The sequence below is a fragment of the Magnetofaba australis IT-1 genome (assembly GCF_002109495.1).
In the GTDB taxonomy this organism is placed as follows: Bacteria; Pseudomonadota; Magnetococcia; order Magnetococcales; family Magnetococcaceae; genus Magnetofaba; species Magnetofaba australis.
Map to the genome: position 1 here is coordinate 589,533 of NZ_LVJN01000021.1, position 26,629 is coordinate 616,161.

A 26,629-nucleotide genomic window follows, 5' to 3' on the forward strand; every position below is an offset into this window, starting at 1 on the left:
TTATCCTCCATGGCGTCTGGGTCAGATAGAGGACGTCATTTTACAGGCAATTTTCATATACGCAAGAGATGAGCTTGAATATGGGTTAAAATTCACACTAGAACGACCAAAGCTCGGGCTTAGAGCAATATTCATGTCCTCGGTTACGATCTCCTCTTCAAACTCTTGTTGAAAGTGAGATTTGATCTCCTCTAATACTAATTTATGGCTCTTTTCTGTTCGTTGCAGTCGATTAATAATAATCTTCCCGATCGACAATTCTGGATTAATCTTCTCTTGAATTGTCTTAATGGATTTGATCAATTGTGATATTCCCTCCAGCGACAAGAATTCGGGCTGCATTGCAATAAAGATCTTATCTGCTGCCGCCATAACGTTGATGGTTAATGTTCCGATTGAAGGGGGCGAATCAATTAAGATGTAGTCATATTTTTCTTCAATGTCTGCTATCCGATCTCCTATTTGAGTAAACTTAGTCCGCGTACTCTGCAATGCGATATCAGTGCCATTCAACTCCTGTGTGCCACATAGGATATCAAGTTTCTCAGTTACCTCCACTATTGCATCTTCTATTTCTACTTCGTCTGTCATTATGTCCATCAAATTGAATTTTACTGCTTCCTTATCTATTCCAAAGAATGTTGTGGCGTTGCCTTGTGGATCCGCATCCACCACTAGAATTTTTTTTCCAATTGCTGACAACGCTACAGCCAGGTTCACACAGGACGTCGTTTTTCCAACTCCACCCTTTTGATTGACAAATCCAATAATCTCGCTCATCGGTCACCTTCCAGCATCAGCACGGTGCATACTCTTCCAGCAATCTTCTTTTGCTTGATTTGTGCTTGATTAATCTCTCTTTCACTACCCTTGATATAATCGTTTACCTGTTGTTCACTTACCAACAGAATAAGTTTTCCACTGGGCTTTAATAGTATACCGCCTATCTCCACAAGGTCTTCTATAGATGCAGTTGCCCGGCTTACAACGACATCAAATCTCTCCTCACTGTCATTTTTTAGATTTTTTTCCTCTATGATTACATTTTCAAGATCAAGCTTTTTTTTGCAATAGTTCAGAAAAGTGCATTTATTTTTATCTTTTTCTATTAGTGTTACTTGCGAGTTTTGTGATCTTATTATTGCAATTACTATCCCAGGAATACCCGCACCACTGCCAAAATCAACTATCTCTTCAGCCTCCCCTAAATGTTCAGCAACGAATATGCTCTCCTCAATGTGCCTTGTTCTTATCTCATTTTCCGTTGATCGTCCAATTAGGTTAAAGGACTTATTCCACTCCTGCAGAAGACTGATATACGTATCAAGCTTTTGTTGGGTTTCGCTAGCCATTAGATTTTACTCTGATGTAGTTCACTACTGCATTTAAGGCGCCGTTTGAAATTCCGTTTATGTTGGCGATGTCGCCAATAGTCGATACACTCACCTGCTTAATTTTTTCCTTCATCTCATTTGAAAGCCCTGGTATTTCATCCCATATAATTTCTTGTGGAACTCGGACGTGCAGCGCTTTTTTCAACTCTTCTATCTCCTTATACATCTTCCTTTCAAAGTTCTCATAGAGACTACTATTCGCTGCGGCTTCCAGTTCCTGGATTAATGAGCCACTGATACCCAACTCACCGATCTTATCGAATCCAACACTCGGTTTACCTTCAGACACTTTACTCTGTTTTAATACCTCTCTTAGCATATTTTGTTTCTGTCTAGATATATTATATTGCGCCCATCGATTATTATCTACTATGCCAATCTCTCTTCCTATTTCAGTTAATCTTTTATCTGCATTTTTCTCTCGCAACAAAATTCTATACTCAGCACGAGATGTAAACATTCTGTAGGGTTCAACAATTTTATGGCTTATTAAATCGTCTATCATAACTCCAATGTATGAGTTTTCCCTTTGCAGTATTAGCATTGATTCACCTATTGCAAATTTTGCCGCGTTTATACCAGCTATAATGCCTTGTGCTGCAGCTTCTTCGTATCCAGTCGTTCCATTGATTTGTCCCGCAAAAAACAATCCATCCTTAAAATTTGACATGAGCGAGCGTTGCAAGTCGTTTGAATCATATGCTGTATATTCAATTGCGTATGCAGGCCGCATCATTACTGCATCCTCTAAGCCTGGTATACTCTTCAATATTTTATATTGTACTTCAATCGGTAGTGATGTGGATATTCCGTTAAGATAGACCTCTTCATTGTAAGAACTCTCAGGCTCTATGAATATCTGGTGCCGGTTGTTGTGCGGAAACTTCACAACTTTGTCTTCAATAGATGGACAGTAACGAGGCCCCACTCCTGATATCTGACCTGAATATAGTGCTGACTTGTAGATATTCTCTTCGATTATCTGCTTTGTCTCATCACTCGTATATGTTATCCAGCACGATTTTTTCTCATTGTTGTTCTTAATTTTAAGAAATGAGAACCATGGATCATTACCATCATGTTCTTGTTCCACAATTTTTGACCGATCTATCGATCGCCATGAAACCCGTGGAGGAGTTCCTGTTTTCAGTCTGGTTGGCTTATGTCCAAGCTCGTTGAGCCAGCTCGACAGCTGGTTAGCCCCTCGCTCTGCCAGTCGACCACCTGCATATGTTTGTTGGCCGACATGTATTTTACCGTCGAGGAATGTTCCGCTGGTTATCACCACAGTCTTGGTGATTATCTCTTCTCCAAACTGATCTTTCACATAGTAGACATCTTTCTTTATCAATACCTCTACGGCTTCACCTTGTTTAATAGTCAAGTTCTTCGTTACAGCTAAATATTTTTGTGTTGTTTGTCGATAGAGCAGTTTATCAATTTGCGCTCTTGTGCCTTGTACAGCAGGCCCTTTTCTTCTGTTCAGCACACGGTAGTTAATCGCGCATTCGTCCGCCATGATCCCCATTAGCCCACCCAGCGCATCTATTTCATGCACCAAATGCCCCTTGCCAATACCACCTATAGCAGGGTTGCAGGAGAGCTGCCCGAGAGTGTCGATTGACTGTGTTAAAAGGAGGGTTTTGGCGCCTATTTTGGCAGCTGCATGGGCAGCTTCAACGCCTGCGTGGCCGCCGCCAATTACTAGCACTTCGTACATTTTCTTCCCCATGTTTCACGTGAAACACGATTTTAGCTGATTTTCGTGTTTCACGTGAAACATGGAGCCTAGAAATGATGTGTGTTTCACGTGAAACGTAGTATCGATTTGCTACTTGCCAAGACAGAAGCTATTGAATATATTATCGTAAATCTCTTCGCTATCTGTCTGTCCAAGAAGCTCCTGTGAAGCAATAAGCGCCTCTCTGAGCTCCTCACCTGCCAATTCAGGCAATTGGGTCTCTTTGAGCTGAGTGACAGCATGCCCAAGATGGGTCTGAATACGATTCAGAAGATTTTCCTGACGCACTGTCGTTACTGCCAATGACACGTCATCAGAAGAGTTTGCAATGCAGGGCGTTAATGTTCTCTCCAACATCGCATCGATGCCCTCTCCTGTTAGACACGAGGTCTGACTGACTGTGACAAATTCTCTGATTTGAATTGGGTTAGCCTGCTGAAGATCAGCTTTGTTCCAAATTAAATGAATATTGCGTGCGGGAAGTGAGCGCAACACAGCGTCATCTTCATCGGTCCAGCCGGTGCTTGCATCGGCAACAAAGAGTATGGCGTCAACACTGTCCAGAGCGCGTCGCGCCTTTTCGATGCCAATTCTCTCAATGGGATCACTGCTCTCACGAATGCCAGCAGAGTCGATAAAATCGACCTGGATCCCCTGAAACTCAATGATATTTTCCAAGCAGTCTCGGGTCGTGCCGGCAATATCAGTGACGATCGCCTTATCTTGCTGTGCGATGGCGTTAAACAAAGACGACTTACCGACGTTCGGACGACCGACCAACATCACCCGCAGCCCCTCGCGGAGCAACTGGCCCATTCGCCGTGAGCTCAAAAGTTCCTCCACTCTCGTTTGGGCGGTTTCAAGCTCATTGATTGCACGCTCTAACAGCGGCGATTCCTCGTCTGCATCCTCTTCAAAGTCGATATAGGTTTCCAGCACGGCAATGGCTGTAATGAGGCTCTGGCGAATGTTTTCATACAGCTGGGAGAGTCCCCCCTCCATCTGCTTGAAAAACGCAAATGAGGCCCTTTCTGAGCGCGCATGGATGAGTTGATTGACCCCTTCAGCCTGAGCCAGGTCCATTTTGCCGTTAATCACAGCGCGCCGCGTGAATTCACCAGGTTCCGCCGAACGTATGCCAATACGACCCAACGTTTTGATGATCTGCGAGACGATCACAGGGGAGCCATGGCACTGCAACTCGATGACATCTTCACCGGTATAGCTGTTTGGCGCGGGAAAGTGCGCAACGAGCAAGCGGTCGATTGGCGCGCCGTCCGGGTCACAGAACAGCGCCAGCTCAAGTCTACGCGGCTCGAGCTTATGCAGAGGGTAGGGCTCGAAAAGGGTACGATACAGAAGCGGCGCCAATGCGGATAACGGATTGGCGCCGCTGATGCGCACCACCGCTACGCCGGAGACCCCGGGCGGGGTCGCCAGCGCGCAGATGGCGTCATGGGAGGCATCACGAAGCCTGAACATACGGCCTCATTGTCGGTGTGGGGATCGTTAGGCGTACTTCTTCATAATGTACCACTGCTGGGCAATGGACAGCACGTTATTGACGAACCAATAGAGCACCAATCCACTGGGGAAACTCAAGAACATGACAGTGAAGATCACCGGCAGGAACATCATGATCTTCGCCTGAATGGGATCAGCGGGAGCCGGATTCAGACGACTCTGCAGGAACATCGAGGCGCCCATGAGCAGCGGCAGCACATAATAGGGATCCATGGCCGAAAGATCGTGGATCCACAGCGCAAACGGCGCATGGCGCATCTCAATGGAGAGGAACAGGGTCTTATACAGGGCAAAGAAGACCGGGATCTGCACCAGGATGGGCAGACAGCCGCCCAAGGGGTTCACCTTGTGCTCCTGGTACAGCTTCATCATCTCCTGATTCAGGCGTTGTTTATCGCTGCCGTAGAGCTTTTTCAGGTCTTCGATCTTTGGCTGCAGCTTCTTCATGGCGTTCATGGAGCGGTAGCTCTTGTTCGCCAAGGGAAAGAAAGCCAGCTTAATCAACACCGTCAGGAGGATGATGGCAAGACCGTAGTTGCTGAGATAATCATTGAAAAACAGCAGGGTATCCACCAGCGGCACAGCCAGGAAGTGGAACCAACCATAGTCGATGGCGCGCTCGAGATTGTCACCTTCGGCTTCCAGGGTGCGAATCTCCTTGGGGCCGATATAGAGGTCATATTTCTTCACAAACGCGCCGCCCGCCGCGACTTGACTGGCTGGAGAGACCACGCCAGTGCGGAAGGTAGGGGCGTCGTAGTCGAAATAGAAGCGTTGAGTCTGACCCTCCGGCATGGCGCCGGGGAGAATAGCGGCGAGGAAATACTTATCGGAGAAACCGCCCCAGCCAACCTTGGCGGCATGGCGCGCATCCTGACCTTCGCGTAGATCATCATACTCATGCTGTTGGCGTTCGTTATCCAGGTAAGCCATAGGGCCTTCGAAATCCATGGAGACCGGGCCGCCCTCGGTTTGCAGGGTATGCGGAACCCGCTTGAACTGAGCAAAATGGTAGAAGGAGAGGGGCTTATCACCCTTGTTGAAAACCCGATCCTCAACCGTAATGCGATAGCCCTGCTTGGGTATGGTGATCTGCTTTTCAAAAGTAACATTCTGGCCATTGCGCCACTGCAGGGTCAGCACGATGTTTTGCGCGCTCTCCTTACGATCGGCGAGACGCCACTCGGAGTCAGCGCCAGGGGCGGTGAACGGGGTGGCCTGACTGGGAATGAAACCGCTCTCTTCAAAGAACAGACGATCGCTTTTGGGCGAGAGGAAGTCGATGGGCTTGCCCTTGTCCCCCAGTTCGGTGAGGAATTTCTTGAAGTCCCAGACTCACCAGCCGCGCGCCGTCGCAGACGCACGCCGCCCTGGGCGACATCGGTGATAAAGGTCTCCTGCTTGCCGACTGGCGTCCTGCGGCATCGCCTCGCCGGGAATCGGCGGCGGGGTCTGTGCGTCGCCGCTCATGCCCTCGGTGGGCACCGGCGCAACGTTGGACGCAACAGGCGCAACAGGGGTGGCGGCAGGCTGCGCGCTGGCGACGTCGGCTGCAGTCGTGACCTGAGACTGAGGAGGCGTTGCAGCTGTCTTTTTGGGCGGATATTTCCACGCCATATAGAACTGGAATCCAACCAGCAGCAAGACAGACAGGACGATGGCCAGAAGCGTGCGCCGATCCATATTCATATCCTTCGGTAAACGCAGTGACGAATAAATGAGAGTCAGGGAACAGGATCTATGCCGCCCGGATGAAACGGATGACAGCGCGCCACCCGTCGCACAGCCAGCCAGGAGCCTCTCAGCGCGCCATGACGGCTGAGCGCTTCATAAGCGTACTGTGAGCAGCTGGGATAGAACCGGCAACGAGGGGGCAGCAGCGGCGAAATGAAGAGTTGATGACCACGCACCAAGCCCATCAACACTCTACGCATAGCGCCTCTTCCCTCTCAGCCGCGCGGCGCTGGCGTGGCGCCCTGCGCAAACGGCTTGATGAGTCTGTTCAACTCCGCGCGCAGTTGATCGTTATCGCTGAGCCGCGCGGGGGGCTTGGCGATTAAAACCAGATCCATCGGTTGCGTCAACTGTGCGCGGCGCAGGCGGAACCATTCGCGCGCAAGTCGCTTGATGCGATTGCGATCGTGCGCTTTACCCACCTTGCGGCTCACCGTCAGGCCGATGCGGGCGCCTGGGGCGGACTCGTTGGGTTGGGCAAATACGTAATAGAGGACGAAGCAGGGGGAGTGACGCCGCTGACGCCGCGCCATCACGCGCTGGAAGTCGCGCGACTTGAGCAGTCGCGCGGACTTGGGAAATCCGGCGGGTTTGCGCGCGGGCGCAGCGAGATCGCCAGAAGCGCGCCCCGAGGGCGCGCGCTCCCCGCTAAGATCGTTCAAGCGCTTACGGAATCAGCTTCTTACGGCCACGGGCGCGGCGACGGGCCAACACTTTGCGACCGTTTTTGGTGGCCATGCGGGCGCGGAAGCCATGGGTGCGACTACGACGAATGGTGCTGGGCTGGAAAGTCCGTTTCACGGCTCGCCCCTTTCCTAAATGGTTCGAATTGCAGACAATCCCCGGACTTCGAATAGACGTAAAGCCCTGCGCCGATAACCATCAGCGCAGCGTCGCCAAAAGCGCCGCATCCAGCCGGGTTCTAAGGAAACGCAATATCATACTCACTGGCGCTGTTGCGTCAAGCATTTTTTTACGCATTGCTCTGTTTTTCACGCCACGATCCATTGAGAGGAGCGGGTAAGTACGGTATACAGAAATGTTCGAACTCAAGAAAGAATCGGCCTGGGGATGACCGGCGTTTATGAGCGATCTTTGGACACAAGCCATGGAGGCGGTGCGCGGCCAGGTCTCGGACCAGGCCTTTGAGACGTTCATTAAACCGTTGCGCGCCGAACACGACGCCGAAAACGCTCGCTTATTGCTGTATGCCGCCAACCCGTTTGCGGTGGACCGGGTGAAGAACCGCTTTGGCGGTCTGCTGGAAGAGATCCTGACCGAGATGGGCGAGGCGGTGGCCATTGAGTTTTTGGTGGATCCCGCCGCGCAGCCTGCGCCGCGTCCGGAAGCGCCCGCCAGCGGCCCGCGCGCCGTGGCGCTGGAGGAGGAGGGCGACCCGCACAAACGCGCCGGGCTCGATCCACGTTATACGTTCGACTCATTCGTAGTGGGGGCTGCAACCAGTTTGTCCATGCCGCCGCCGCGCGGGTGGCCGAAGCCCCCGCCGCCGCCTACAACCCGCTGTTCATCCATGGCGGGTGGGCTTGGGCAAGACCCATGTGATGCAGGCCATCGGCAATCAGATCCTGGCCGAGCGGCCCGATCTGCGGGTGCTGTATACCTCGTCGGAAAACTTCATGACGCAGTTGATCAACTCGCTGCGGCAGAAGCAGGTGTTCAACTTCAAGGACACCTTCCGCAAAGTGGACGTGCTGATGGTGGATGACATCCAGTTCATTGCGGGCAAGAAAGCGACGCAGGAGGAGTTTTTCCACACCTTCAACGCGCTGTATGAGGCCAAGAAGCAGATCGTCCTCACCGCCGACAGCTTCCCCCATGAGATCGAGCATCTGGAGGAGCGGCTGCGGTCGCGCTTCGGCATGGGTCTGGTGGCGGATATGCAGCCGCCGGAGCTGGAGACGCGCATCGCCATCCTCAAGAACAAGGCGTCGGGGGAGGGGCTGGAGCTGGCCGATGAGGTGGCCTTCTTCCTGGCCGAGGCGATTCAGACCAATGTGCGCGAGTTGGAGGGGGCGTTGATTCGCGTCTCCGCCTACGCCTCGCTCACCGGCAAGCCCATCACCATGGCCCTGGTGCGCGAGTCGCTCAAGGATATCGTCAAAGGGCGCGATAAACCGGCCACCATCGAGCGCATCCAGGAGACGGTGGCCAACTACTTCAAAATCACGCAGGCGGATCTGCGCGGAACCAAGAAGTCGCGGCTCTACAGCCATCCCAGACAGGTGGCCATGTACCTGTGCAAGCAGTTGACCCGCCACTCCTACCCGGAGATTGGCCACCGCTTCGGCGGGCGGGATCACACCACGGTGCTCTACGCTGTGGATAAGATTGATAAAAAACGCAACGACGACGCCGAATTGGCGGAGACGTTGGCGACATTGAGCGATATGTTGCGCCGTTAAATATTTTGGCGGGGGGAGTGTACAGCATGGAATTTCGCATTGAGCGGGAACCCTTTCTCAGAGCTTTGAGCCGTCTGCAATCGGTGGCCGAGCGCCGCACCACGCGCCCCATTCTGGGCCACGCCCTGCTGGAGGCGACCGAAGAGGGGTTGACCCTGTCGGCCACCGACGAGGAGGTCTCCCTGCGCGCCATCACCCCAGTCGAGGAGGTGACGACCCCCGGCGCGGTGGCGGTCTCCGCGCGCAAACTGTTCGAGATCGTGCGCGAGCTGCCCGACGAGACCCTGCGCGCGCGCACCGAGGAGGGGGGACGTCTCTCCATCGCCTGCGGCCGCGCCCGCTTCACTCTGGTGTCGCTGCCCGCCGACGAGTTCCCCGCCATCCCCGAAGCCGATGCGGCGCGGCGCATCACCCTGCCGGGGCCGCAACTGGCGGATATGATCGCGCGCACCCACTTCGCCATGTCCCAGGATGAGACCCGTTTCATCCTCAACGGCATCCTGGTGCATCTGCAACCCCATGAGAGCGGGCAGGGCGGGCGTCTGAGCCTGGCCGCCACCGACACCCACCGTCTGGCGGTGGCCACCCGCGACATCGAAGAGACCATCGACGAGTCGCTGGAGCTGATCCTCCCCCGCAAGGCGGTGCAGGAGGCCAAGAAGCTGCTGGACGAAGACGATCTGCCGGTGGAGCTGGCCCTGGGCGAGCACTTCATCCAGTTCATCAAGCCGGGGCTGACGTTGTCGGCCAAACTGGTGAGCGGTCGCTTCCCCAGCTACCAGAAGGTGATTCCGGCGGAGAATCCGTTCCCCATGGATGTGGATAAAGAGGCGTTGCTGGGGGTGGTGCGCCGCATGATGGTGCTGTCGCATGAGAAATCCCGCGGCATCCGCGTGCTGGTGGAGCCGGAACAGATCGCCGTGAGCGCCCACAACCCCGAGCAGGAAGCCGCCGAAGAGGAGATGGTCGCCGACTACAACGGCGACGCCATGACCATCGGCTTCAACGCCCGCTATCTGCAGGAGATCGTCACCGCCATGGCGGGGGATCGGGTGCGCTTCATGCTCAAGAACGAAGAGTCGCCGGTGCTGATGCGCGAGGCCGGACGCGACGACTGCATGTACGTGCTGATGCCCATGCGGGTGTGATCGACCGCCGATGCTGCTGGAGCGCCTCGCCATCCGGGGTTTTCGCAACATCCCCACGGCGACTCTCACGTTTGGGCCGGGGTTGAACCTCATTGTCGGCCCCAACGGCCACGGCAAGAGCAATCTGCTCGAAGCGGTGGGGTTGCTGGCCATGGGCCGCTCCTTCCGTCGCGCCGCGCCAGGGGTGATGTTGCGGCGCGACGAACCCTGGTTTCGTCTGGATGGACGCGGGCAGGGCAGGGGGTTGCCGCAGCAGATCGTGTTTCATGGCGAGCCCAAGCGGCTGGCGGCGCGGTTGAACGGCAAACCGGCGGCGGCGGCTTCGGCCATGGGCGAGGCGTTGGCGGCCACGGTGTGCGCGCCGGACGCCTTGCGGTTGGTGCAGGGCGGCCCCACGGAGCGGCGCGCGTGGCTGGACTGGACCGCCTTCGGCTTGCAGCGGGGCCATGCGGCGGCGGCGCGAGGGCATCAACAGGCTCTGAGCGCGCGCAATCGGCTGCTGAAACGCCCTGGTGACCACGCCCAGGAGTTGGACGCCTGGGAGGATCGGCTGGCGGTGTTGGGGGCGCAGGTTACGCGCGCGCGCGCGGAAGCGTTGCAGGCGTTGGCGCCGCATCTGGAGACGATTCAGACGCGGCTGGATCTGCCGCCGACGCGGGCGCAGGTCGCCTTGCAGTGCCAGTTGGATCGCGCGGTGCCGCAGTGGCGTGGGTTTGAGGTGGAGACCCTGGCGCAGGTCTACCGCGATCTGCTGGCGCAGGCGCGGGCTGGGGATCAGCGCATGGGCGCCACCAGCGTGGGGCCGCATCGGGATGATCTGCGCATCGGCTGGGATGGCCAACCCATGGCGCGGTATGGCTCCCAGGGGCAGCAGAAGCGCATGGCGCTGGCGCTGAAGTTGGCCGAGGCTGCGCTATTGGCCGCCACATTGGGGGAAACGCCGCTGTTTTTGCTGGACGATCCGGCGGCGGAGTTGGATGGCGACGGGGTGGCGCGACTGATGGGCTGGTTGGCGGAGCAGGGGGGGCAGTTGTTCGTGGCCGCCTGCAACGCCGAGCAGATACCGTGGCCGGAAAATCGACCCAAGCAAACTTGGACCGTGCAAGACGGCGCATTTGCAGAGCAGGCGCCGAAGTAAAAGTGTTTGCGTGAGAGACTTTGAGCTTGCGCTGACTATTGGCCTCCGGCTGGCCGGAGGCGGGATTCTTAAGGGTCTATGACCCTTAAGCGGGGTGTGGGGCGGCGCCCCACGGTTTGGCTGTTGGGAGCTCGAGGGCAAAGCCCTCGATATCTTAAATTGCCAATAAACCCCTAAGAATAAGTGTTTGCGTAAGATACGACGAGCTTGCGCTGACGAGGCGAAAAATCGCCAGAGGCGATTTTTCGGGGATTCTTAAGGGTCTGTGACCCTTAAGCGGGGTGTGGGGCGGCGCCCCACGACTTGGCTGTTGGGAGCTCGAGGGCGCAGCCCTCGATATCTTTCAACACCCAAAAAACTGGCTCTCGCCCCAAGCCGACCAAGGCGCCAACAACGCCGCTATTGAGTTGAGAAACGAAACGTCATGACGCAAAGCGATGCCCCCAAAACGCCAAAAACCGGCGGTGAAAACTACGACTCCAGCAACATCAAGGTCCTCAAAGGGCTGGAGGCGGTGCGCAAACGGCCCGGCATGTACATCGGCGACACCGATGACGGCACCGGCCTGCACCACATGGTGTTCGAGGTGGTGGACAACGCCATCGACGAGGCGCTGGCCGGGCACTGCGACACCATCGACGTGCTGATTCACAGCGACAACTCGGTCACCGTGCGCGACAACGGGCGCGGCATCCCCACCGATATCCACGCCGAAGAGGGGCGTTCGGCGGCGGAAGTGATCATGACCGTGCTACACGCGGGCGGTAAGTTTGACGACAACTCCTACAAGATCTCCGGCGGTCTGCACGGGGTGGGGGTGTCGGTGGTCAACGCGCTGTCGGAGAAGCTGGAACTAACCATCCGCCGCGGCGGGCAGGTGTGGCATCAGAGCTACACCCATGGCGAACCGGACTTCCCCCTCAAGGTGATCGGCGAGACCGAATCCAGCGGCACCGAGGTGCGCTTCACCCCCAGCCTGAAGACCTTTTCCGGGGTCACCGAGTTCTCCTTCGACACCCTGTCGCAACGCCTGCGTGAGCTGTCGTTCCTGAACTCCGGGGTGCGCATCCACATCGTCGACGAAATCACCGACAAAGAGCACAATTTCCACTATGAAGGGGGCATCCGCTCGTTTGTGGAGCACCTCAACCGCGCACGCACGCCGCTGCTGGAGCCGCCCATCACCTTCCAGGACGAAAAGAACGGCGTCACCGCCGAGATCGCCCTGCAGTGGACCGACAGCTATCAGGAAAACATCTTCTGCTTTACCAACAACATCCCGCAGCGCGATGGCGGCACCCACTTGGCGGGCTTCCGCGCCGCGCTCACGCGCACGGTCAACAACTACGCCACCGAGAGCGGCATTCTCAAAAAGGAGAAAGTCCAGGTCTCCGGCGATGACTGCCGCGAGGGTCTGACCGCCGTGATTTCGGTCAAAGTGCCCGACCCCAAATTCTCCTCCCAGACCAAAGACAAACTGGTCAGCTCCGAAGTGCGTCCGGTGGTGGAGAGCGTGGTGGCCGAGAAGCTGGCCACCTTCTTCGAAGAGCATCCCAACGAAGCCCGCGCGGTGGTGGCCAAAACCGTGGAGGCGGCCACCGCCCGCGAGGCGGCGCGCAAAGCGCGTGAACTGACCCGACGCAAGAGCGCGTTGGAGATCTCCTCGCTGCCCGGCAAACTGGCCGACTGCCAGGAGAAAGACCCGGCGCTGTGCGAACTCTACCTGGTGGAGGGCGACTCCGCCGGCGGCTCCGCCAAACAGGCCCGCGACCGCAAGCACCAGGCGGTGCTGCCGCTCAAGGGTAAGATCCTCAACGTGGAGAAGGCGCGCTTTGACAAGATGCTCTCCTCGCAGGAGGTGGGCACGCTGATCACCGCATTGGGCGCGGGCATCGGTCGCGACGAATACGACATCGAAAAGCTGCGCTACCACCGCATCATCATCATGACCGACGCCGACGTGGACGGCGCCCACATTCGCACTCTGCTGCTCACCTTCTTCTACCGGCAGATGCCGGAGATCGTCGAGCGCGGCCATCTCTACATCGCCCAACCGCCGCTCTATCGCGTGGCCAAAGGCAAGAGCGAGCGCTATCTGAAGGATGACGACGCCCTCACCGCCCTGCTGGTGGAGAGCGGTCTGGACGGCGTGGAGGCCCACACCGCCGACGGGCGCATCATCGCCAATGGCGAGTTGACCACCCTGGCAGCGCGCGCCAAACGCTACCGCATTCTGCTGGACCGTCTGGCGCGCCATCACGACCGCGTGGCCATCGACGCGGCGGCGGGGAGCTACCGCATCAGCGCCGACACCCTGGCCGACGCCGACGCCGTGGCGACGCTGCTGCCGCAATACACCGAAACCCTGCGCGCTCTGGGCAATGAAGAGGAGCGGCTGGAGGTGCGCACCGAACACGACCCCGAGACCAGCAGCGAGATCATCGCCATTGCGCGCATGCAGCACGGCATTGAGCAGATCACCCGCATCGACCGCCCGTTGGCGACTTCGCCGGAGTATCGCGAAATGCTGAAGATCGCCGAGCAGTTCCACGAATTATTGGGCGCTGAGGCGGTTTTGGTGAAAGGGGAGAAGCAGAACCCCATCGGCGGCATTGAACTGTTCCTGAGCGGCATTCTGAGCGAAGGACGGCGGGGTTTGAGCATCCAACGCTATAAAGGTCTGGGTGAGATGAACCCCGAGCAGTTGTGGGAGACCACCATGGACCCCTCCATTCGCACCCTGTTGCAGGTGCGCGTGGATGACGCCGTGGCCGCCGACGAGGTGTTCACCACCCTCATGGGCGATGTGGTGGAGCCGCGCCGCGCCTTCATCCAGGACAACGCCCTGAACGTGGCCAACCTGGACGTTTAATTAAACTCGTTTCAATAGTCTAAAATCTTGGGAAAATGAAAGATATCGAGGGCTTCGCCCTCGAGCTCCCAAGATCAACAGCCAAACCGTGGGGCGCCGCCCCACACCCCGCTGGGGGCGCGGCCCCCAGACCCCGCCTCCGGCCAGCCGGAGGCCAATAGTCAGCGCAAGCTCAATCTACGTCACGCAAACATTTCCTGTTTTGAGCAAGGTTGATTGCGTGCGGCTATAGCGCTTGTTGGATCCCCTCTTCTCAATCTTCCAACACCGTCTCCACCTGCGGCGCTGGTCCCTGAAACAGCCGGTTCTGCACAATCCGCATCTGCTTGCGGCGCCACAAGCGTAGGTTCGGAACCATCACCGTCGAGCCCCACATCCACTCCCCCTCCACCCACGACTCCAGCCGCCACTGGTAATCCACACCGCCCCGCGACGTCACCACCACACGGACCTGATCGCTCAATCCCTGCAGGAAGTCCTGCGCCGCCATCTGCGCGTTGTCCGGCAGATACCAATCGCTCCATTCGCCATAGCTGAGAATGAGCTTTTTAGTGGTCTGGGTCAAAACCACGTCAAAGCCATCAGCAGCAGACGCGCACCAAGTGAGCGTCTGTTCCCGGCGCGCCAACGGCGCGCCGATTTTTTGCTGCAACAGCGTCTGAATCTGGTCCAACGTCAGCATCATCCCACCCTGTTCCGTGCCAAGTCCCAGTGCGCCACACGCCACGCGATATTGCTCAACAAGCGACTTATTCCCAACAGATTCAATATCAATTTCGCACACCAATCACTCCGGAACAAACTGTTACAGTTTTGCAACTATTTAAAAGTTAATGATTTTCTGCAATTAGCTGCAGAAGCCACTAAATTAGCATTTTCTAATGAACGGATGCTGCAGCCATCTCGTCAAACCCTGCAACGCCGCGACGCAAAACGCAGGCAAGCAGCATCGCACACACACAAAATGATTGCACACAACGAGGATGGACCCATGTCTCATACCACTGCACAGACCCTGACTGGCCGCTTGCGCCAGCGCCTCAACCCCCAATATACCCTGACCCTGCTGGCCGTGACCGCTCTGCTGTCGGCGCCGACCCTGGCGCAAGCGAACACCGCCGCCCGCAGCAACCCCCAAGCAGCGCTGAGCCAAGCCGCCAGCGCTGGCAAAATGGACGCGGTGCAACAGATGTTGGCCAGTCGCATCAACCCCAACGCCGTGGACCAGCAGGGCCGCAGCGCGCTGATGTGGGCCGCCCAATCCGGCCAGGACCGCATCATCGACCAATTGATCAAAGCGGGCGCCTATGTGAATCAACGCGACCGCAACGGAACCAGCGCGCTGCATCTGGCCGCCGCCAAAGGCCATATGCGCAGCGTGATGCGTCTGCTGGAAGCCCACGCCGACATCAACATTCAGGATAATCGCGGCGTCACCCCGCTGATGCTGGCGGCGCGCAACCGTCAGGTGAACACCACCGCGCTGCTCACCCTGCACGAGGCCAATGTGGATCTGGTGGACCACACCGGGCGCACCGCCTTGATGCAGGCCGCCGCCACCGGCGATCTGCATGTGACCAGTCTGATTCTGGGCGCCCATCCCCGCGTGGACGCGCAGGACTTAGAGGGCATGACCGCGCTGATGATCGCCGTGAAAGAGGGCTCCGGGCGGGTGACCGAGGCATTGATGAAAGCGGGCGCGCGGATCAATGCGCAAAGCCGCACCGGTTGTTCGCCGCTGATGCTGGCCGCCCAGCAAGGCGATGCGCAGTTGACCGCCTTCCTGCTGCAACAGGGCGCTGACATCAACGTGCGGAGTCTGAAAGGCTTCACGCCGGTGCAGTTGGCCAGCCAATCCAACGATCAACAGACGTTGAATCTGCTGTTGGCGCACCAAGCCGATCAGGCGGCGCCCAAAGGCGAGTCGTAAGTCTCAAATGCAATGTTCTGCAAGGATCCGGGCCGGGGCGTAAGCCCCGGCCCGATTTTTTTTCAATTTTTCCAAAATATGGAAAATAAAAGATATTGGGGCTTTGCCCCAAACCCCATGAGGGCGCCGCCCTCAACCCGCCAGGGCTTTGCCCTGGACCCACCAGGGAAATGATTTCCCTGGACCCTCGTGAGTTTATCCCCGTGCTTGATCTATCTCTGCGACGTAACATGCAGCTAATTTCAAACGTTGTTCTCAATACCTATTAAACCATCTGGCGCCTCGATATGGACCCTTTTCCCCTGCCGCCTTTGGCGCTCTATATCCACCTGCCCTGGTGCGCCAGCAAATGCCCCTATTGCGACTTCCATTCGCGGGTGGAGGAGGTGGTCCCGCAGCAGCGTTACATCGCCGCCCTGCTGCAGGATCTGCGCTATTGGCGCGCGCGTTTGGGAAATGATCCACGCCCCCTCGATTCGCTGTTTCTGGGCGGCGGCACGCCGTCGCGCTTCGCCCCCGACGCCATCGCCGAACTCCTCAGCGGGATCCACGCCATCTGGCCGCTCAAGCCCGGCGCCGAGATCACCCTGGAGGCCAACCCGGAGTCGCTGCTGGAGCACACCGCCGCCGCATACAAACAGGCGGGAATCACCCGGTTGAGCGTCGGCATTCAAGCCCTGGACGACGCCCGTTTACGCTTTCTGGAGCGTCCTCACGACGCCGCCATGGCGCATACGGCGCTGCAATCCATCGCCGAGGCGGGATTCGCCTCCTGGGGGCTGGATCTGATCTACGCCACCCCGGGCCAGAGCCTCGACGGTTGGTTTGCGGAGTTAAGCCAAGCGTTGGCGTATCAACCGCCGCATCTTTCGGCCTATGCGCTCACCATTGAGCCGGGAACGCGCTTTTACGAGCAGGTGGGGCAGGGGGCTTGGTCAGCCATGGAAGAGGGCGCCCAGGCGCAATTCTTCGTGGAAACGCGCCATTTTTTGGCCACAGAGGGGCGCCCGGCGTACGAGATCAGCAATTTCGCCGCGCCGGGGCAGGGGTGTCGGCACAATCTCAATACGTGGCGTTTTGGCGACTATCTGGGATTGGGGGCGGCGGCCCATGGCAAGATCTCCCATTGGGATGGGGCGCGACTGCGGGTGACCCGCACGGCGGTGCGGGCGGATGCGGCGGCGTATATGGCGCATATGGAGCGCGCCGGGGCGCCGCTGCTGAATCGCGATGTGGTGATTGGCACCGACGAAGCGGCGGATGAGTGTGTGATTTTGGGTCTGCGCATGGGCGAAGGGGTGGCGTTGGCGGCGTATCGGGCGCTGTGTGGGGAGGATCTGATTGTAAAGCGGGGCGGGGAGATTGCGCGGTATGGGGAGCTGGGTTTGTTGGAGCGATCGGAAACGCATGTGCGTTTGAGCGAAGGGGGATTCCTACACGCGGATGGGGTGATATCGGCGTTAATGGACTAAGTAAAAGTGTTTGCGGGAAAGAGGAGGAGCCCACGCTAAGTAAGGTGACAAATTGCCAAAGGCAATTTGGCGGGATTCTTAAGGGTCTGTGACCCTTAAGCGGGTGCAGGGCGGCGCCCTGCCGGGTGTCGGGCAGAGCCCGACCGGGGTTTGGGGCAGCGCCCCAATATCTTTAATCTTTCAGCCGTTTCCCCATTGAACGGAGGTCGATCCTGCACGGGGCTGCATAGTCAGTCGGAGCGTCGAGCCCGCACGAATGCCGTCGGGGAAACGGCAGTGAGCGATATATCGGCGCAGCCGATAGGAGCGAATGCCCTAGAACCCGCCAACCGGGAAAGCCAAAAAGTGTTTGCGGGAGAAAGGATATTTTATAAGCGATCAAGCAAGCGCATCATCAAGTGATGCTGGATGCGTGGAAAAAATAATAATGCGCACATCTGAAATTCAGCTATGAACGATCAACCAAACAAATAAGGGATAACAGTTTTTTCTATCCAACCCTCTGAAATTCCCTCTCCTATAAACACAAAACCCATTAATAGAAAAATCATTGAGTACAGTAGGGTTAATTTTCTTAATATTGGTCTATCTGGCATAATGGTGTTCCCTCTTATTTTAATAGGCCATCCGAGAAAAAACTGGATCCAGATTAAAATAAAGTGTTGAATGCCTATTGAGCCAGCCAAATACATGATTTTATTGCTAACATCGATAACAAAGTATACTAACGCCATTATAATCATGACGATTGAAAAAATGAGCCACTCCTTGGCTGTATAGTCCGAGAACAGAAAGTCAAATATTTTATCTCTTAGCATCTCATTGTTCACTTAATATAGTCATCCGCATAGCTGTCAAATCTTGGATGATCTCTGGCCGGCTTATGAAATTAATATGACCTTGCCATATCAAGCCAAACAAGATTAAGTATTATCATGAGCGCAACGCCAATCCATCCACCTATCACTGAGCGGGTCATCTTCTTTTCTTGCCAATAATAAAGCAGTGGCGCTGCATAGATAAATTGCACAATGGAGAAGCCAAATATAATAAGAATCGATATATTATTTTGTATATCCAAAGAATACTTATTAGAAATGATGATAAATGTAGCTAGTACAATAAAATACATGAAATGGCAATAGATTACAATGCGGGCACCATAAAATATTGTATTTTTATTAATAGTTTTCATAAACTCACCTTGTTATCTATCTTGGAATAATGTGAGGCATAGAGCGAGCGCCCTATGCCTCACATTACTGACTTATTTCCACAAATCATCCCACTGTTTCTCAATTGATGTCGCAATACCAGTAGGCCCCTTTTTCACAACACCACCTCTGTCCTGTGTTGTGTGTCTTGGGTCTAGATCAGGATACTGATTGGGGGTTCCTCCACATCCAGCGTAGGGATGATTGCGATTGACCAATTTACCAGTTTCATCATAGAAACACTCTGCTGTCGGTTTCTCTGGTGTCGGCGTAAACCCCTGCTCGTGATATCCCTCATATCCACAATGGAATACAGAGGATGGCCCTGCATAGGGTTTCCAACTGGAATTTCCACGCGGCGGCGAGCCAGGGCATCTGTTTTCAGCGGCGCGATAAGCTGGATCATTTTTCTCCCACTCCGCTTTCTCCCGGCGTTCCTTTTCGCTGGTGTCCTCCCAGCCTAACCGTTTAGCAGCTTCATTGGCATAGCCCGCACCACTCGGGAAGAGCCCCCCAGAAGCATCGGCAACCTGATAAGTCGGCCCGTTGGGCGCAATGAGCGACTCGCGCGGCCCAACCTGGGCTTGCAGCGCCGCCATGGCGTCTGGATCGATGGCGGAGTTTGCAGCGAAAGGTGTTTGCGCGTTGGCCGCCAAGGGCGTCATCGCGCCCGGATTGTCGCGCCCTGGGTAAAACTCCATGGTCTGCCGGGAATTCATCCCGGTGGGATCATTGGGATCGGGACGGTACATCATATCCTGCATAGCCGGTTGCTGCGTGTTCAACACCGACTCAAACGGCAACGGCGGCTTGTGCGCCTGATGCGGGCTCACGCCCACAGCGGGCGCCATTTGCTGCGTGGCCTGCATAACGCCGGGCTGCGCGATATTGCCCCCGAAGGCGTTGCTGTAATCCGGCAGATGAAAACCGCCGCTCTGCAACTGGGCCTTGGCTTCGGACGGGGCGATGCCTGGGGTGAAGGTGGCGGCCCCAATTTGTTGGAGAAACGGGCGCATGAGGCCCAACGCCTCGGTTCCGGCAATGGGCGGGGCGGTCCCCTGATCGTGCATGTTACGGGGAATATAGCTGGGGTCCAGCAACGCGCCGGTGTCGGGGTGCAGGCCGAAGGTATTGCTGATCAGAGTGCGCTGCTGATCATCCTGCATGGCCCAGTCGGACTGCCGCTGCGCCATGGCGTTCACCGTGGGGCTGTGGAACTGGTTGGTGAACCACTCTTCGCGCGCTTTAGAACCGGCGCTCATGCGGTCGTGGGGCATCAACCCATAGCGGTTCTCATTGGCCATGAGATCCTCACGTCGCATGTCGATGTAGTTTTCGCGATTCTCCTTGGTGAGAACGTCGTTGATGGAGCGCGGCGCACGCACGCGGGGCTGACTCAAATAGCTCACCGCCTGATCCACCGTGTTGCGCGCCAGACGGTTGGCCGCAGGCTCCACCAGATGGGGATCAACCTCCCCAGCTGCCGGACGATAGCCCGGCGCGGCCATGGGGTCGTTCTCCATGCGCTCGGAGATTACACCGCCTTTGTAGTCTTCTGGGCCGTTCATGGCGTTGCCCTGGTCGCTCTCCCAGGACCAGCGCTGTTCGGCTTCGTATTGATTCTGTTGATCCCATTGGCGCGTCTTTTCGTCATTGGCGACGCCCCAGGTATCGTAGGGGTTTTCAAAAGAGAAGTGATCTCCAAGGGAGGTGAACCAGTTGCTCATGGGGAAATGCCTCGCAGATATGGAGGTGGGATGGACTGAAGAGAACCAGAATGCGGCATAAAAATATCATAATAGTATGTATACGTCGATACTGATATGATATCGTTATGCACACTGTGGGTTCTCAGACCTCCTGCCGCACACACTTTTTGGCTTTTCTGAGCTTGAGGCTTTTAGAGCATTCGCTCCTGTCGGCTTTGCCGACATATCGCTCACTGCCGTTTCCCCGACGGCCTCCTTGCTGGTTCGACGCTCCCAGCACCCCCTAACTCCTTACTGGCTCGACCTCTGTTCTATGGGGAAACGGCCAAAGACAACTGCCACACCGTGGGCGCCGCCCACACCCGCTGGGGGCAGCGGCCCCCAGACCCCGCCGCCGACCAGTCGGCGGCCAACGAGACAGCGCTAGCTCCGCCTATGTCACGCAAACATTGGCCGTTCTGTACAGTTTCGGCTTCACCACGTAAAAAAAGGCGGCTTTCGAGTGAAAGCCGCCTTTTCTATTCCAAATATATTCGGAACTTTAGATCGTCTTCGAGAACGTCTTGGTCTGCTGGGCGTTGCGCAGATGCCAGTCAAACGGCATGCAGATGTTGCGAATCAACAAGCGACCGCCCGGCGTCACCTCAATGCGGTTGCCATCGTCGGTCAGCAAACCCTCGCCCACCATGCGCTTGACGTCCGCCTCCTCGGCGCCGAAGTAGTCGGAGAAATCGATCCCCAACCGCTCGGAAGTCGCCGCCCGATCCAAGTGGAAATCGCAGATCAGACGCATGATCACATCGCGGCGAATCATGTCGTCGTCGCTCAGACGCATGCCCTTGAAGATCGCCAGATCCCCCGCCTCGATCAGCTCATAATACTCCGGCAGCTCCTTGCGGTTCTGCGCGTAGATATCGCCAATCTGACTGATGGAGGTGGCCCCCATGGAGACCAGATCGCACTCGGCATGGGTGGTGTAGCCCTGGAAGTTGCGATGCAACACGCCATTGCGCTGGGCCATGGCCAGTTCGTCGTCGGGTTTGGCGAAGTGGTCCATGCCGATGTAGACGTGCCCGGCGTCGGTGAGCTGATTGATGGTGTTCTCCAGGATCTTCAGCTTTACGTCCGGATGCGGCAGATCTGCGTCGTTGATGCGCCGCTGGGGCATGAAGTACTGCGGCAGGTGGGCGTAGTTGAACACCGCCAGCCGGTCCGGATCCAGATCGCGAATAGAGGCTTCCACAGTGTTGGCGAAACCCGCCTCGGTCTGGAATGGCAAGCCGTAGATCAGATCTAGATTGATGGAGACGTAGCCCGCTTCGCGCGCCTCATCCACCACCCGCTTGGTCAGCTCCAGGGATTGCACCCGGTTGACCGCCTTCTGCACCACCGGATCGAGGTCCTGCAACCCCACCGAGAGGCGATTGAAGCCGGTTTTGCGCAGTTTGGCGATGGCGCCAACGGGCAACTCGCGCGGGTCGCACTCGATGCTGTATTCGCCCTCGTCGTCGGGCGCCAGGGTGAAGTTCTCCGCGACCTTGTCCCACAACGCCTGCAACTGGTCATTGTCCAGATAGGTGGGGGTGCCGCCACCCAGATGCAGCTGCGCGACCTTGCGCTTGCGGTCGAACAGCCGCCCCATGCGCTCGATCTCTTTGAACAGGTTCTCCAGATAGGGAACCGCCTTTTCCCGCACCGGCGTAATCACCTTGTTGCAGGCGCAGTAGTAGCACACCGTGTCGCAAAACGGGATGTGGAAGTAGAGCGATAGCGGCTTATCCGGGTCCGCCGCCTGGGAGCGCGCCACCCCGGCGCGGAAGTCGTCCGGCGTAAACCCCTCCTTGAAGTGCGGCGCCGTGGGGTAGGAGGTGTAGCGCGGCCCAGAGACGTTGTAGCGGTCGATCAGTTCGCGATCGAATTTGACCACTTGGGAGACGACGCTGCTCATGCGCCGCCCCCATGGATGCGGCGCGACTCCTCATGCACCGCGTCCACCAGCACCGCCACCCGCTCCGGATCCATATCCGGCGCCATGCCGTGACCCAGATTGAAAATGTGGCCGGGGTTAGGGCCGAACTTCTCCAGCAGACTCTTGACCTCGGCGCGGATGCGCTCGGGCGAAGCGTAGAGAATCGCCGGATCCATATTGCCCTGCAGCGCCACCCGATTGCCCAGACGCTCCCGCGCCGCACCGATATCGGCGGTCCAATCCATGCCCACCACGTCGCAGCCGGAGGCGGCGATATCGTCGAGCATATGCCCGCACCCTTTGGCGAACAGGATGATGGGGACCGGCGCGCCGTCGGGCGGCTCGATCTGTTCAACGATGCGCTGCATGGAGCGCAAGGAGAACTCCTTGAACAGCGGCGGCGCCAGAGTTCCGCCCCAGGTGTCGAAGATCTGCACCGCCTGGGCGCCGTGGCGAATCTGCGCATTGAGATAGGCCGCCACCATATCCGCCAGCATATCCAACAGCTTGTGCATGCTCTCGGGATCGTCGTAGAGCATCCCTTTGACCAGACCGAAGGTCTTGCTGGAGCCCCCCTCACCATGTAGGTGGCCAGGGTCCACGGGCTGCCGGCAAAACCGATCAGCGGCACGCGGCCATTGAGCGCTTTGCGAATCGACGCCACCGCGCGCATGACGTAATCCAGCGAATCCTCCGGATCGGTCATCTTCAGCGCGTCGATATCCGCTGCGCGCCGCAGCGGCGGCTCCAGGATCGGCCCTTCGCCGGTGGCGAAACGCACCCCCATGCCCATGGCTTCAGGGATCACCAGAATGTCGGAGAAGAGAATCGCCGCATCCAGCTTGTAGCGTTCCAGCGGCTGCAGCGTCACTTCCGTAGCCAGATCGGTGGACTTGCACAAGCTCATGAAGTCCCCGGCCTTGGCGCGGGTTTGACGATATTCGGGCAGATAGCGGCCCGCCTGGCGCATCAACCAGATCGGCGTACGCTCAACGGGTTGACGGAAGCAGGCGCGCAAAAACAGATGATCGGATGTCATGGGGCTCCTTCACCGAATCGGTCGGGCAGGCGGCGATGGGGAAAAGCGTTCAGAGGGATGTCGCTTACGATGCATGGACTATACGGAAGGGGGCGCCGGAGTGTCAAACCGCGTGGCGAACGTTTCATTTATCAGGGTTTTTAGAGAAAGAAAAAGATTGTAGACGTTTTTGGTCCCTGTGGATAACGGGAGTAACCCTGACAACCATTTGATAATACACGGTTGAATGCACTCATCAGACGGGGATGGATGGTCTGGTTCCTGCAGGCGCCGTCTGGGGAGGAGTTGCGATTGCCGCTGCAAAGCAGGCGAATCCCACACACAGCGGCGCCGGATTTCTTGCACTCTTCAACACCCCGTTGTGGATAAAAAAACCACGTCTGCAAAAGGGGTTTGCTATTAACGAAGAAAATAGTGCGCATTGAAATGAACGCTCTGGCCTTCTGGCCGGGAACATTCTATATTCCCCGATATCAATATAAGGAAATACTGATTTATGACGCTGCGGCGTCAACAGTTCCAACAGCAGGAGAAGCAGGATGCGTCGGATTTCGTTGTTTGTCATGGCGCTGGGCGTTTGCCTGATGACAGGCGCGGCCAATGCGAGCGCCTTTAGCATGGCTGATGAGTGGTCGGCCAGCGGCGATTGGTTTGACCGCGAGATCTTCGTGGTGGCCAAAGAGCGCAAGCGCAAAGCGTTCAAGCCGCAGCCCCGCGCCTTGGCGCCCAAACCCAAACTTAATGAGGAGAAGGTGTTCTCCTCAGTCTATGTCCCCAGTTGCTGTCTGCCCGATGAGTTTCGCGCCAACTAATCCGCCGCGCTCTCATCCGATAAAACACAAAGCCCGCCATTTGGCGGGCTTTGTCGTTGAGCATAGAGTGAGATGAGGATTTGGAGAAATAAGAGGGAGATGAAAGATATTGAGAGCTGCGCCCTCAAACTCCCCTGAAGATCAAAAGCCAAACCGTGGGGCGCCGCCCCACACCCCGCTGGGGTCGCGGACCCCAGACCCCGGAAAAGTCGGCCATAAATGTCCGACTTTTCCAAGTTTAGAGCTTCTCCCAGTAGATTAACGACCACCAAACAGCGCGCTGCCGATACGAATCAGCGTCGCGCCCTCGGCAATGGCCACGGCGAAATCCCCGCTCATGCCCATGGAGAGTTCATTCATCTCCACCCCGGGCAGATTCCACCCCGCCGCCTGTTCAGCCAATTGGCGCAGTTGGGCAAAATAGGGCTGCGCCTGCTCCGGGTCGGCGCAGCGAGGCGGCACCGTCATCAATCCTTTGATCGCACCCCCGGCGCATCGGCCATGCGTCGCAGCGCCTCAGGCAGATCCTCAGGCAAAAAGCCGCTCTTCTGCGGCTCCCGTCCCACATTGACCTGAATCAGAATCGACATGGGCGCCGCTTCGGGCATACGCGCGCCAATGGCCTGGGCCAGCTCCACCGAATCGACGCTGTGGATCATCTCAAACAGGTTGACCGCGTATTTGACCTTGTTCTTCTGCAACGGACCGATCAGATGCCAGTGCGCACGGGCATCGTTGACCAAGGGGATCTTATCGCGCGCCTCCTGCACCCGGCTCTCGCCAAACAGCGTCTGGCCAGTGGTCAACGCAGCGGTGACCGCCTCAGCGGGCTTGGTTTTGGAGACCGCCACCAGACGCGCGGACGCCACCGAACGGCCCGCGCGGTCACAAGCCTCAGCGATCTGGGCGCGAATCGTCGCGAAGTTGGAAACGATGTCACTCATAGGCGCGAGTTTAGCGGTTTGCGCGCACAGAGGAAAGCCGCATGGCGCGCGTGGCCCAGACAGGGTATGCTCCATCGGAATTTATCCACGGCGCCTTGTGGAAAGTGGCGAGGGGAGGCTGTACAGAGTGCGGGAATAACCCTGCCTTGTAGCGCTCATCGGACGATTCTCCCCAAAAGAATCGTTTGATCAAATGTACTTTATCCCCAATTTATACAATAAAAAAATAAATAAAATCAGTATATTGTCGTTATTATCCACAATTCCTCAAAGACAAAAGCTACAACGATTTTTTATCAATTCTCTAAAAAAGATGGATTTGTTCTGCTTCCGCCCGCGTTCTGTTGGGCGTCCGGCCTTTGACAATACGAGGTTTGCATCTTCATGGATCCGGTCGTTGCCCTATTTGTCTTCGTACTTGGTGCGGTCATTGGTAGTTTTCTCAATGTCTGCATCCACCGTTTACCCAATGAAGAGAGCATTATATTCCCATCATCCCACTGTCCTCATTGTAAAACGCCGATAAAGTTTCAACACAATGTGCCGTTATTGGGATGGTTGATGCTCAAAGGCCGCTGCGCCAAGTGCGCAGAGCGCATCAGCATTCGTTATCCTCTGGTGGAGCTGACAGGCGGTCTGTGCGCGCTGTTCTCGCTGTATCATTTTGGATTAACAGTGGAAATGGCGCTGGTGGCAACGCTGGGCATGGCATTGATCACCCTCTCCATGATCGATTTTGATCACTACATCCTGCCTGATGTGATCACTCTGCCGGGCATTGTGGCGGGGTTGATCATCAGCGTGATTCCTGCCGTAGGCGAGCCGTTTCCCCACTGGCGGGACGCTGTGATTGGCGTGGTGGCGGGCGGTGGTGGACTGTGGCTATTCGCCTGGCTGTTCGAGAAGATCACCGGCCGTGTGGGCATGGGCTTTGGCGATGTGAAGCTGGTGGCGATGCTGGGCGCCTGGCTGGGCTGGGAGGGGTTGCCCTTCACCATTTTCGGCGCGGCGCTGATCGGCAGCATTGTGGGGATTATCTGGCTCACCGCCACCAAGCGCGGACGTGAGCATCCTATTCCGTTTGGCCCCTATCTGGCGGTGATGGGTTGGATCTATCTGTTCTACGGGTGTTTCGGTTCAGTTGGAAAATGACAAACAAGCCGTTTATAATGTGTAGATAATAAGCGGAGGTTTGTATGGAACGGAAGAAGCGGAGATTTACGGCTGAGCAGAAGGTAGGCTATGTGCGCCGTCACCTGGTCGAGAAGGTGGTTCTCTCGGATCTGTGTGACGAGGCGGGCATTCAGCCCAGCCAGTACTATCGCTGGCAAAAGGCTTTGTTTGAGAATGGCGAAGCGGCTTTGGCTGACAAACGCGGCCAAAAGGCTCGTGATCGACAGATTGCCGAACTAGAAGCGAAGTTGGCAACCAAAAATGAGGTTATGTCCGAGCTTCTTGAGGCGCATGTTGCGCTAAAAAAAGTCTTGGGGTGAGCTGAACGGCTGCTGGGTGGAGCCGGACATACGGGATTCGGTGGTGGATTTCGTGGCGTCTTGGTCAGACAAG

General features: G+C 56.8%; 22 protein-coding genes and 4 pseudogenes. 11 read left to right on the forward strand and 15 right to left on the reverse strand.

Features of this window, described 5'->3' with window-relative positions; translation table 11 throughout:
• Window positions 1-21 precede the first annotated feature (21 nt).
• The 9 genes and pseudogenes from MAIT1_RS21225 to rpmH form a co-directional block, all read right to left on the reverse strand.
• On the reverse strand, window positions 22-780 hold the full coding sequence (locus MAIT1_RS21225; RefSeq protein ID WP_085447166.1) for a ParA family protein: 759 nt from the start codon (window positions 778-780) through the stop codon (window positions 22-24).
• Entirely contained in the window at window positions 777-1,352 is a 576-nt protein-coding gene (gene rsmG, locus MAIT1_RS21230) for a 16S rRNA (guanine(527)-N(7))-methyltransferase RsmG (protein ID WP_085447168.1), read from the reverse strand. Before rsmG ends, MAIT1_RS21225 begins: the two co-directional genes overlap by 4 nt.
• Entirely contained in the window at window positions 1,345-3,114 is a 1,770-nt protein-coding gene (gene mnmG / locus MAIT1_RS21235) for a tRNA uridine-5-carboxymethylaminomethyl(34) synthesis enzyme MnmG (RefSeq protein WP_198947981.1), read from the reverse strand. The genes rsmG and mnmG overlap by 8 nt, the downstream gene beginning before the upstream one ends.
• Before the next feature lie 111 nt (window positions 3,115-3,225).
• Entirely contained in the window at window positions 3,226-4,617 is a 1,392-nt protein-coding gene (mnmE, locus tag MAIT1_RS21240; protein ID WP_085447171.1) for a tRNA uridine-5-carboxymethylaminomethyl(34) synthesis GTPase MnmE, read from the reverse strand.
• 27 nt (window positions 4,618-4,644) lie between these two features.
• Window positions 4,645-5,976, reverse strand: a pseudogene (gene yidC / locus MAIT1_RS21245) (membrane protein insertase YidC); the annotation flags it as partial.
• A gap of 18 nt (window positions 5,977-5,994) precedes the next feature.
• Complete coding sequence (locus tag MAIT1_RS21250; RefSeq protein ID WP_085447174.1) at window positions 5,995-6,342, reverse strand: hypothetical protein; 348 nt, start codon at window positions 6,340-6,342, stop codon at window positions 5,995-5,997.
• A gap of 41 nt (window positions 6,343-6,383) precedes the next feature.
• Window positions 6,384-6,593: a membrane protein insertion efficiency factor YidD gene (gene yidD / locus MAIT1_RS21255; protein ID WP_085447176.1), complete on the reverse strand. Its 210-nt coding sequence runs from the start codon at window positions 6,591-6,593 to the stop codon at window positions 6,384-6,386.
• Window positions 6,594-6,608: 15 nt separating this feature from the next.
• On the reverse strand, window positions 6,609-7,055 hold the full coding sequence (gene rnpA, locus MAIT1_RS21260) for a ribonuclease P protein component (RefSeq protein ID WP_085447178.1): 447 nt from the start codon (window positions 7,053-7,055) through the stop codon (window positions 6,609-6,611).
• Between the two features lie 4 nt (window positions 7,056-7,059).
• On the reverse strand, window positions 7,060-7,194 hold the full coding sequence (gene rpmH, locus MAIT1_RS21265) for a 50S ribosomal protein L34 (protein WP_085447180.1): 135 nt from the start codon (window positions 7,192-7,194) through the stop codon (window positions 7,060-7,062).
• A 307-nt stretch (window positions 7,195-7,501) separates the two neighbouring features.
• On the opposite strand from rpmH, the pseudogene MAIT1_RS22360 reads away from it, so the two are divergent.
• The 5 genes and pseudogenes from MAIT1_RS22360 to gyrB form a co-directional block, all read left to right on the forward strand.
• A pseudogene (locus MAIT1_RS22360) lies at window positions 7,502-7,612 on the forward strand (hypothetical protein); the annotation flags it as partial.
• Window positions 7,613-7,847: 235 nt separating this feature from the next.
• Complete coding sequence (gene dnaA, locus MAIT1_RS21270; RefSeq protein WP_414673653.1) at window positions 7,848-8,816, forward strand: chromosomal replication initiator protein DnaA; 969 nt, start codon at window positions 7,848-7,850, stop codon at window positions 8,814-8,816.
• A 26-nt stretch (window positions 8,817-8,842) separates the two neighbouring features.
• The gene (dnaN, locus tag MAIT1_RS21275; RefSeq protein WP_085447182.1) at window positions 8,843-9,964 is read left to right on the forward strand and encodes a DNA polymerase III subunit beta; all 1,122 of its coding nucleotides are present in this window, start codon (window positions 8,843-8,845) and stop codon (window positions 9,962-9,964) included.
• 10 nt (window positions 9,965-9,974) lie between these two features.
• On the forward strand, window positions 9,975-11,102 hold the full coding sequence (gene recF / locus MAIT1_RS21280) for a DNA replication/repair protein RecF (protein ID WP_085447183.1): 1,128 nt from the start codon (window positions 9,975-9,977) through the stop codon (window positions 11,100-11,102).
• Window positions 11,103-11,526: 424 nt separating this feature from the next.
• Window positions 11,527-13,974: a DNA topoisomerase (ATP-hydrolyzing) subunit B gene (gene gyrB, locus MAIT1_RS21285; RefSeq protein ID WP_085447185.1), complete on the forward strand. Its 2,448-nt coding sequence runs from the start codon at window positions 11,527-11,529 to the stop codon at window positions 13,972-13,974.
• Between the two features lie 253 nt (window positions 13,975-14,227).
• Here the strand turns inward: gyrB and MAIT1_RS21290 are convergent, their stop codons facing one another.
• Entirely contained in the window at window positions 14,228-14,659 is a 432-nt protein-coding gene (locus MAIT1_RS21290) for a hypothetical protein (protein ID WP_085447186.1), read from the reverse strand.
• Window positions 14,660-14,965: 306 nt separating this feature from the next.
• Between MAIT1_RS21290 and MAIT1_RS21295 the strand changes: the two genes are divergently transcribed.
• A complete protein-coding gene (locus MAIT1_RS21295) occupies window positions 14,966-15,904 on the forward strand; it encodes an ankyrin repeat domain-containing protein (protein ID WP_158089676.1) in 939 nt (312 codons plus the stop codon).
• Window positions 15,905-16,191: 287 nt separating this feature from the next.
• The gene (gene hemW / locus MAIT1_RS21300) at window positions 16,192-17,376 is read left to right on the forward strand and encodes a radical SAM family heme chaperone HemW (protein ID WP_085447190.1); all 1,185 of its coding nucleotides are present in this window, start codon (window positions 16,192-16,194) and stop codon (window positions 17,374-17,376) included.
• Between the two features lie 458 nt (window positions 17,377-17,834).
• On the opposite strand, the gene MAIT1_RS21305 is transcribed toward hemW, so the two are convergent.
• The 4 genes and pseudogenes from MAIT1_RS21305 to hemE form a co-directional block, all read right to left on the reverse strand.
• Window positions 17,835-18,206 carry a hypothetical protein gene (locus MAIT1_RS21305; RefSeq protein ID WP_143814998.1) on the reverse strand — a complete coding sequence of 124 codons (372 nt, stop codon included), beginning with the start codon at window positions 18,204-18,206 and terminating at the stop codon, window positions 17,835-17,837.
• Between the two features lie 437 nt (window positions 18,207-18,643).
• Entirely contained in the window at window positions 18,644-20,317 is a 1,674-nt protein-coding gene (locus tag MAIT1_RS21315) for a hypothetical protein (protein ID WP_085447196.1), read from the reverse strand.
• A gap of 523 nt (window positions 20,318-20,840) precedes the next feature.
• Window positions 20,841-22,247 (reverse strand): oxygen-independent coproporphyrinogen III oxidase, encoded by a 1,407-nt coding sequence (gene hemN / locus MAIT1_RS21320; RefSeq protein ID WP_085447198.1) that lies wholly within the window; start codon window positions 22,245-22,247, stop codon window positions 20,841-20,843.
• Window positions 22,244-23,307 (reverse strand): annotated as a pseudogene (gene hemE, locus MAIT1_RS22610) (uroporphyrinogen decarboxylase). The gene hemN and the pseudogene hemE overlap by 4 nt, the downstream one beginning before the upstream one ends.
• Window positions 23,308-23,552: 245 nt before the next feature.
• Here hemE and MAIT1_RS21715 point away from each other — a divergent pair.
• Together MAIT1_RS21715 and MAIT1_RS21330 are read left to right on the forward strand one after the other, a co-directional pair.
• Complete coding sequence (locus tag MAIT1_RS21715) at window positions 23,553-23,732, forward strand: hypothetical protein (RefSeq protein WP_143814999.1); 180 nt, start codon at window positions 23,553-23,555, stop codon at window positions 23,730-23,732.
• 114 nt (window positions 23,733-23,846) lie between these two features.
• A complete protein-coding gene (locus MAIT1_RS21330; RefSeq protein ID WP_085447200.1) occupies window positions 23,847-24,119 on the forward strand; it encodes a hypothetical protein in 273 nt (90 codons plus the stop codon).
• A 258-nt stretch (window positions 24,120-24,377) separates the two neighbouring features.
• On the opposite strand, the pseudogene MAIT1_RS22690 reads toward MAIT1_RS21330, so the two are convergent.
• Window positions 24,378-25,138 (reverse strand): annotated as a pseudogene (locus MAIT1_RS22690) (YggS family pyridoxal phosphate-dependent enzyme).
• Between the two features lie 309 nt (window positions 25,139-25,447).
• On the opposite strand from MAIT1_RS22690, the gene MAIT1_RS21340 reads away from it, so the two are divergent.
• Window positions 25,448-26,215, forward strand: a complete 768-nt coding sequence (locus MAIT1_RS21340; RefSeq protein ID WP_085447201.1) for a prepilin peptidase — start codon at window positions 25,448-25,450, stop codon at window positions 26,213-26,215.
• Between the two features lie 44 nt (window positions 26,216-26,259).
• Window positions 26,260-26,556 (forward strand): transposase, encoded by a 297-nt coding sequence (locus MAIT1_RS21345; protein WP_085447202.1) that lies wholly within the window; start codon window positions 26,260-26,262, stop codon window positions 26,554-26,556.
• Window positions 26,557-26,629 lie beyond the last annotated feature (73 nt).

What these genes read in the sequence shown, in the direction of transcription:
- MAIT1_RS21225 (WP_085447166.1), bottom strand. Translation starts at nt 780, where the DNA reads ATGAGCGAGATTATTGGATTTGTCAATCAAAAGGGTGGAGTTGGAAAA.
- rsmG (WP_085447168.1), bottom strand. Translation starts at nt 1,352, where the DNA reads ATGGCTAGCGAAACCCAACAAAAGCTTGATACGTATATCAGTCTTCTG.
- mnmG (WP_198947981.1), bottom strand. Translation starts at nt 3,114, where the DNA reads ATGTACGAAGTGCTAGTAATTGGCGGCGGCCACGCAGGCGTTGAAGCT.
- mnmE (WP_085447171.1), bottom strand. Translation starts at nt 4,617, where the DNA reads ATGTTCAGGCTTCGTGATGCCTCCCATGACGCCATCTGCGCGCTGGCG.
- MAIT1_RS21250 (WP_085447174.1), bottom strand. Translation starts at nt 6,342, where the DNA reads ATGGATCGGCGCACGCTTCTGGCCATCGTCCTGTCTGTCTTGCTGCTG.
- yidD (WP_085447176.1), bottom strand. Translation starts at nt 6,593, where the DNA reads ATGCGTAGAGTGTTGATGGGCTTGGTGCGTGGTCATCAACTCTTCATT.
- dnaN (WP_085447182.1), top strand. Translation starts at nt 8,843, where the DNA reads ATGGAATTTCGCATTGAGCGGGAACCCTTTCTCAGAGCTTTGAGCCGT.
- recF (WP_085447183.1), top strand. Translation starts at nt 9,975, where the DNA reads ATGCTGCTGGAGCGCCTCGCCATCCGGGGTTTTCGCAACATCCCCACG.
- gyrB (WP_085447185.1), top strand. Translation starts at nt 11,527, where the DNA reads ATGACGCAAAGCGATGCCCCCAAAACGCCAAAAACCGGCGGTGAAAAC.
- MAIT1_RS21290 (WP_085447186.1), bottom strand. Translation starts at nt 14,659, where the DNA reads ATGATGCTGACGTTGGACCAGATTCAGACGCTGTTGCAGCAAAAAATC.
- MAIT1_RS21295 (WP_158089676.1), top strand. Translation starts at nt 14,966, where the DNA reads ATGTCTCATACCACTGCACAGACCCTGACTGGCCGCTTGCGCCAGCGC.
- hemW (WP_085447190.1), top strand. Translation starts at nt 16,192, where the DNA reads ATGGACCCTTTTCCCCTGCCGCCTTTGGCGCTCTATATCCACCTGCCC.
- MAIT1_RS21315 (WP_085447196.1), bottom strand. Translation starts at nt 20,317, where the DNA reads ATGAGCAACTGGTTCACCTCCCTTGGAGATCACTTCTCTTTTGAAAAC.
- hemN (WP_085447198.1), bottom strand. Translation starts at nt 22,247, where the DNA reads ATGAGCAGCGTCGTCTCCCAAGTGGTCAAATTCGATCGCGAACTGATC.
- MAIT1_RS21715 (WP_143814999.1), top strand. Translation starts at nt 23,553, where the DNA reads ATGGATGGTCTGGTTCCTGCAGGCGCCGTCTGGGGAGGAGTTGCGATT.
- MAIT1_RS21330 (WP_085447200.1), top strand. Translation starts at nt 23,847, where the DNA reads ATGCGTCGGATTTCGTTGTTTGTCATGGCGCTGGGCGTTTGCCTGATG.
- MAIT1_RS21340 (WP_085447201.1), top strand. Translation starts at nt 25,448, where the DNA reads ATGGATCCGGTCGTTGCCCTATTTGTCTTCGTACTTGGTGCGGTCATT.
- MAIT1_RS21345 (WP_085447202.1), top strand. Translation starts at nt 26,260, where the DNA reads ATGGAACGGAAGAAGCGGAGATTTACGGCTGAGCAGAAGGTAGGCTAT.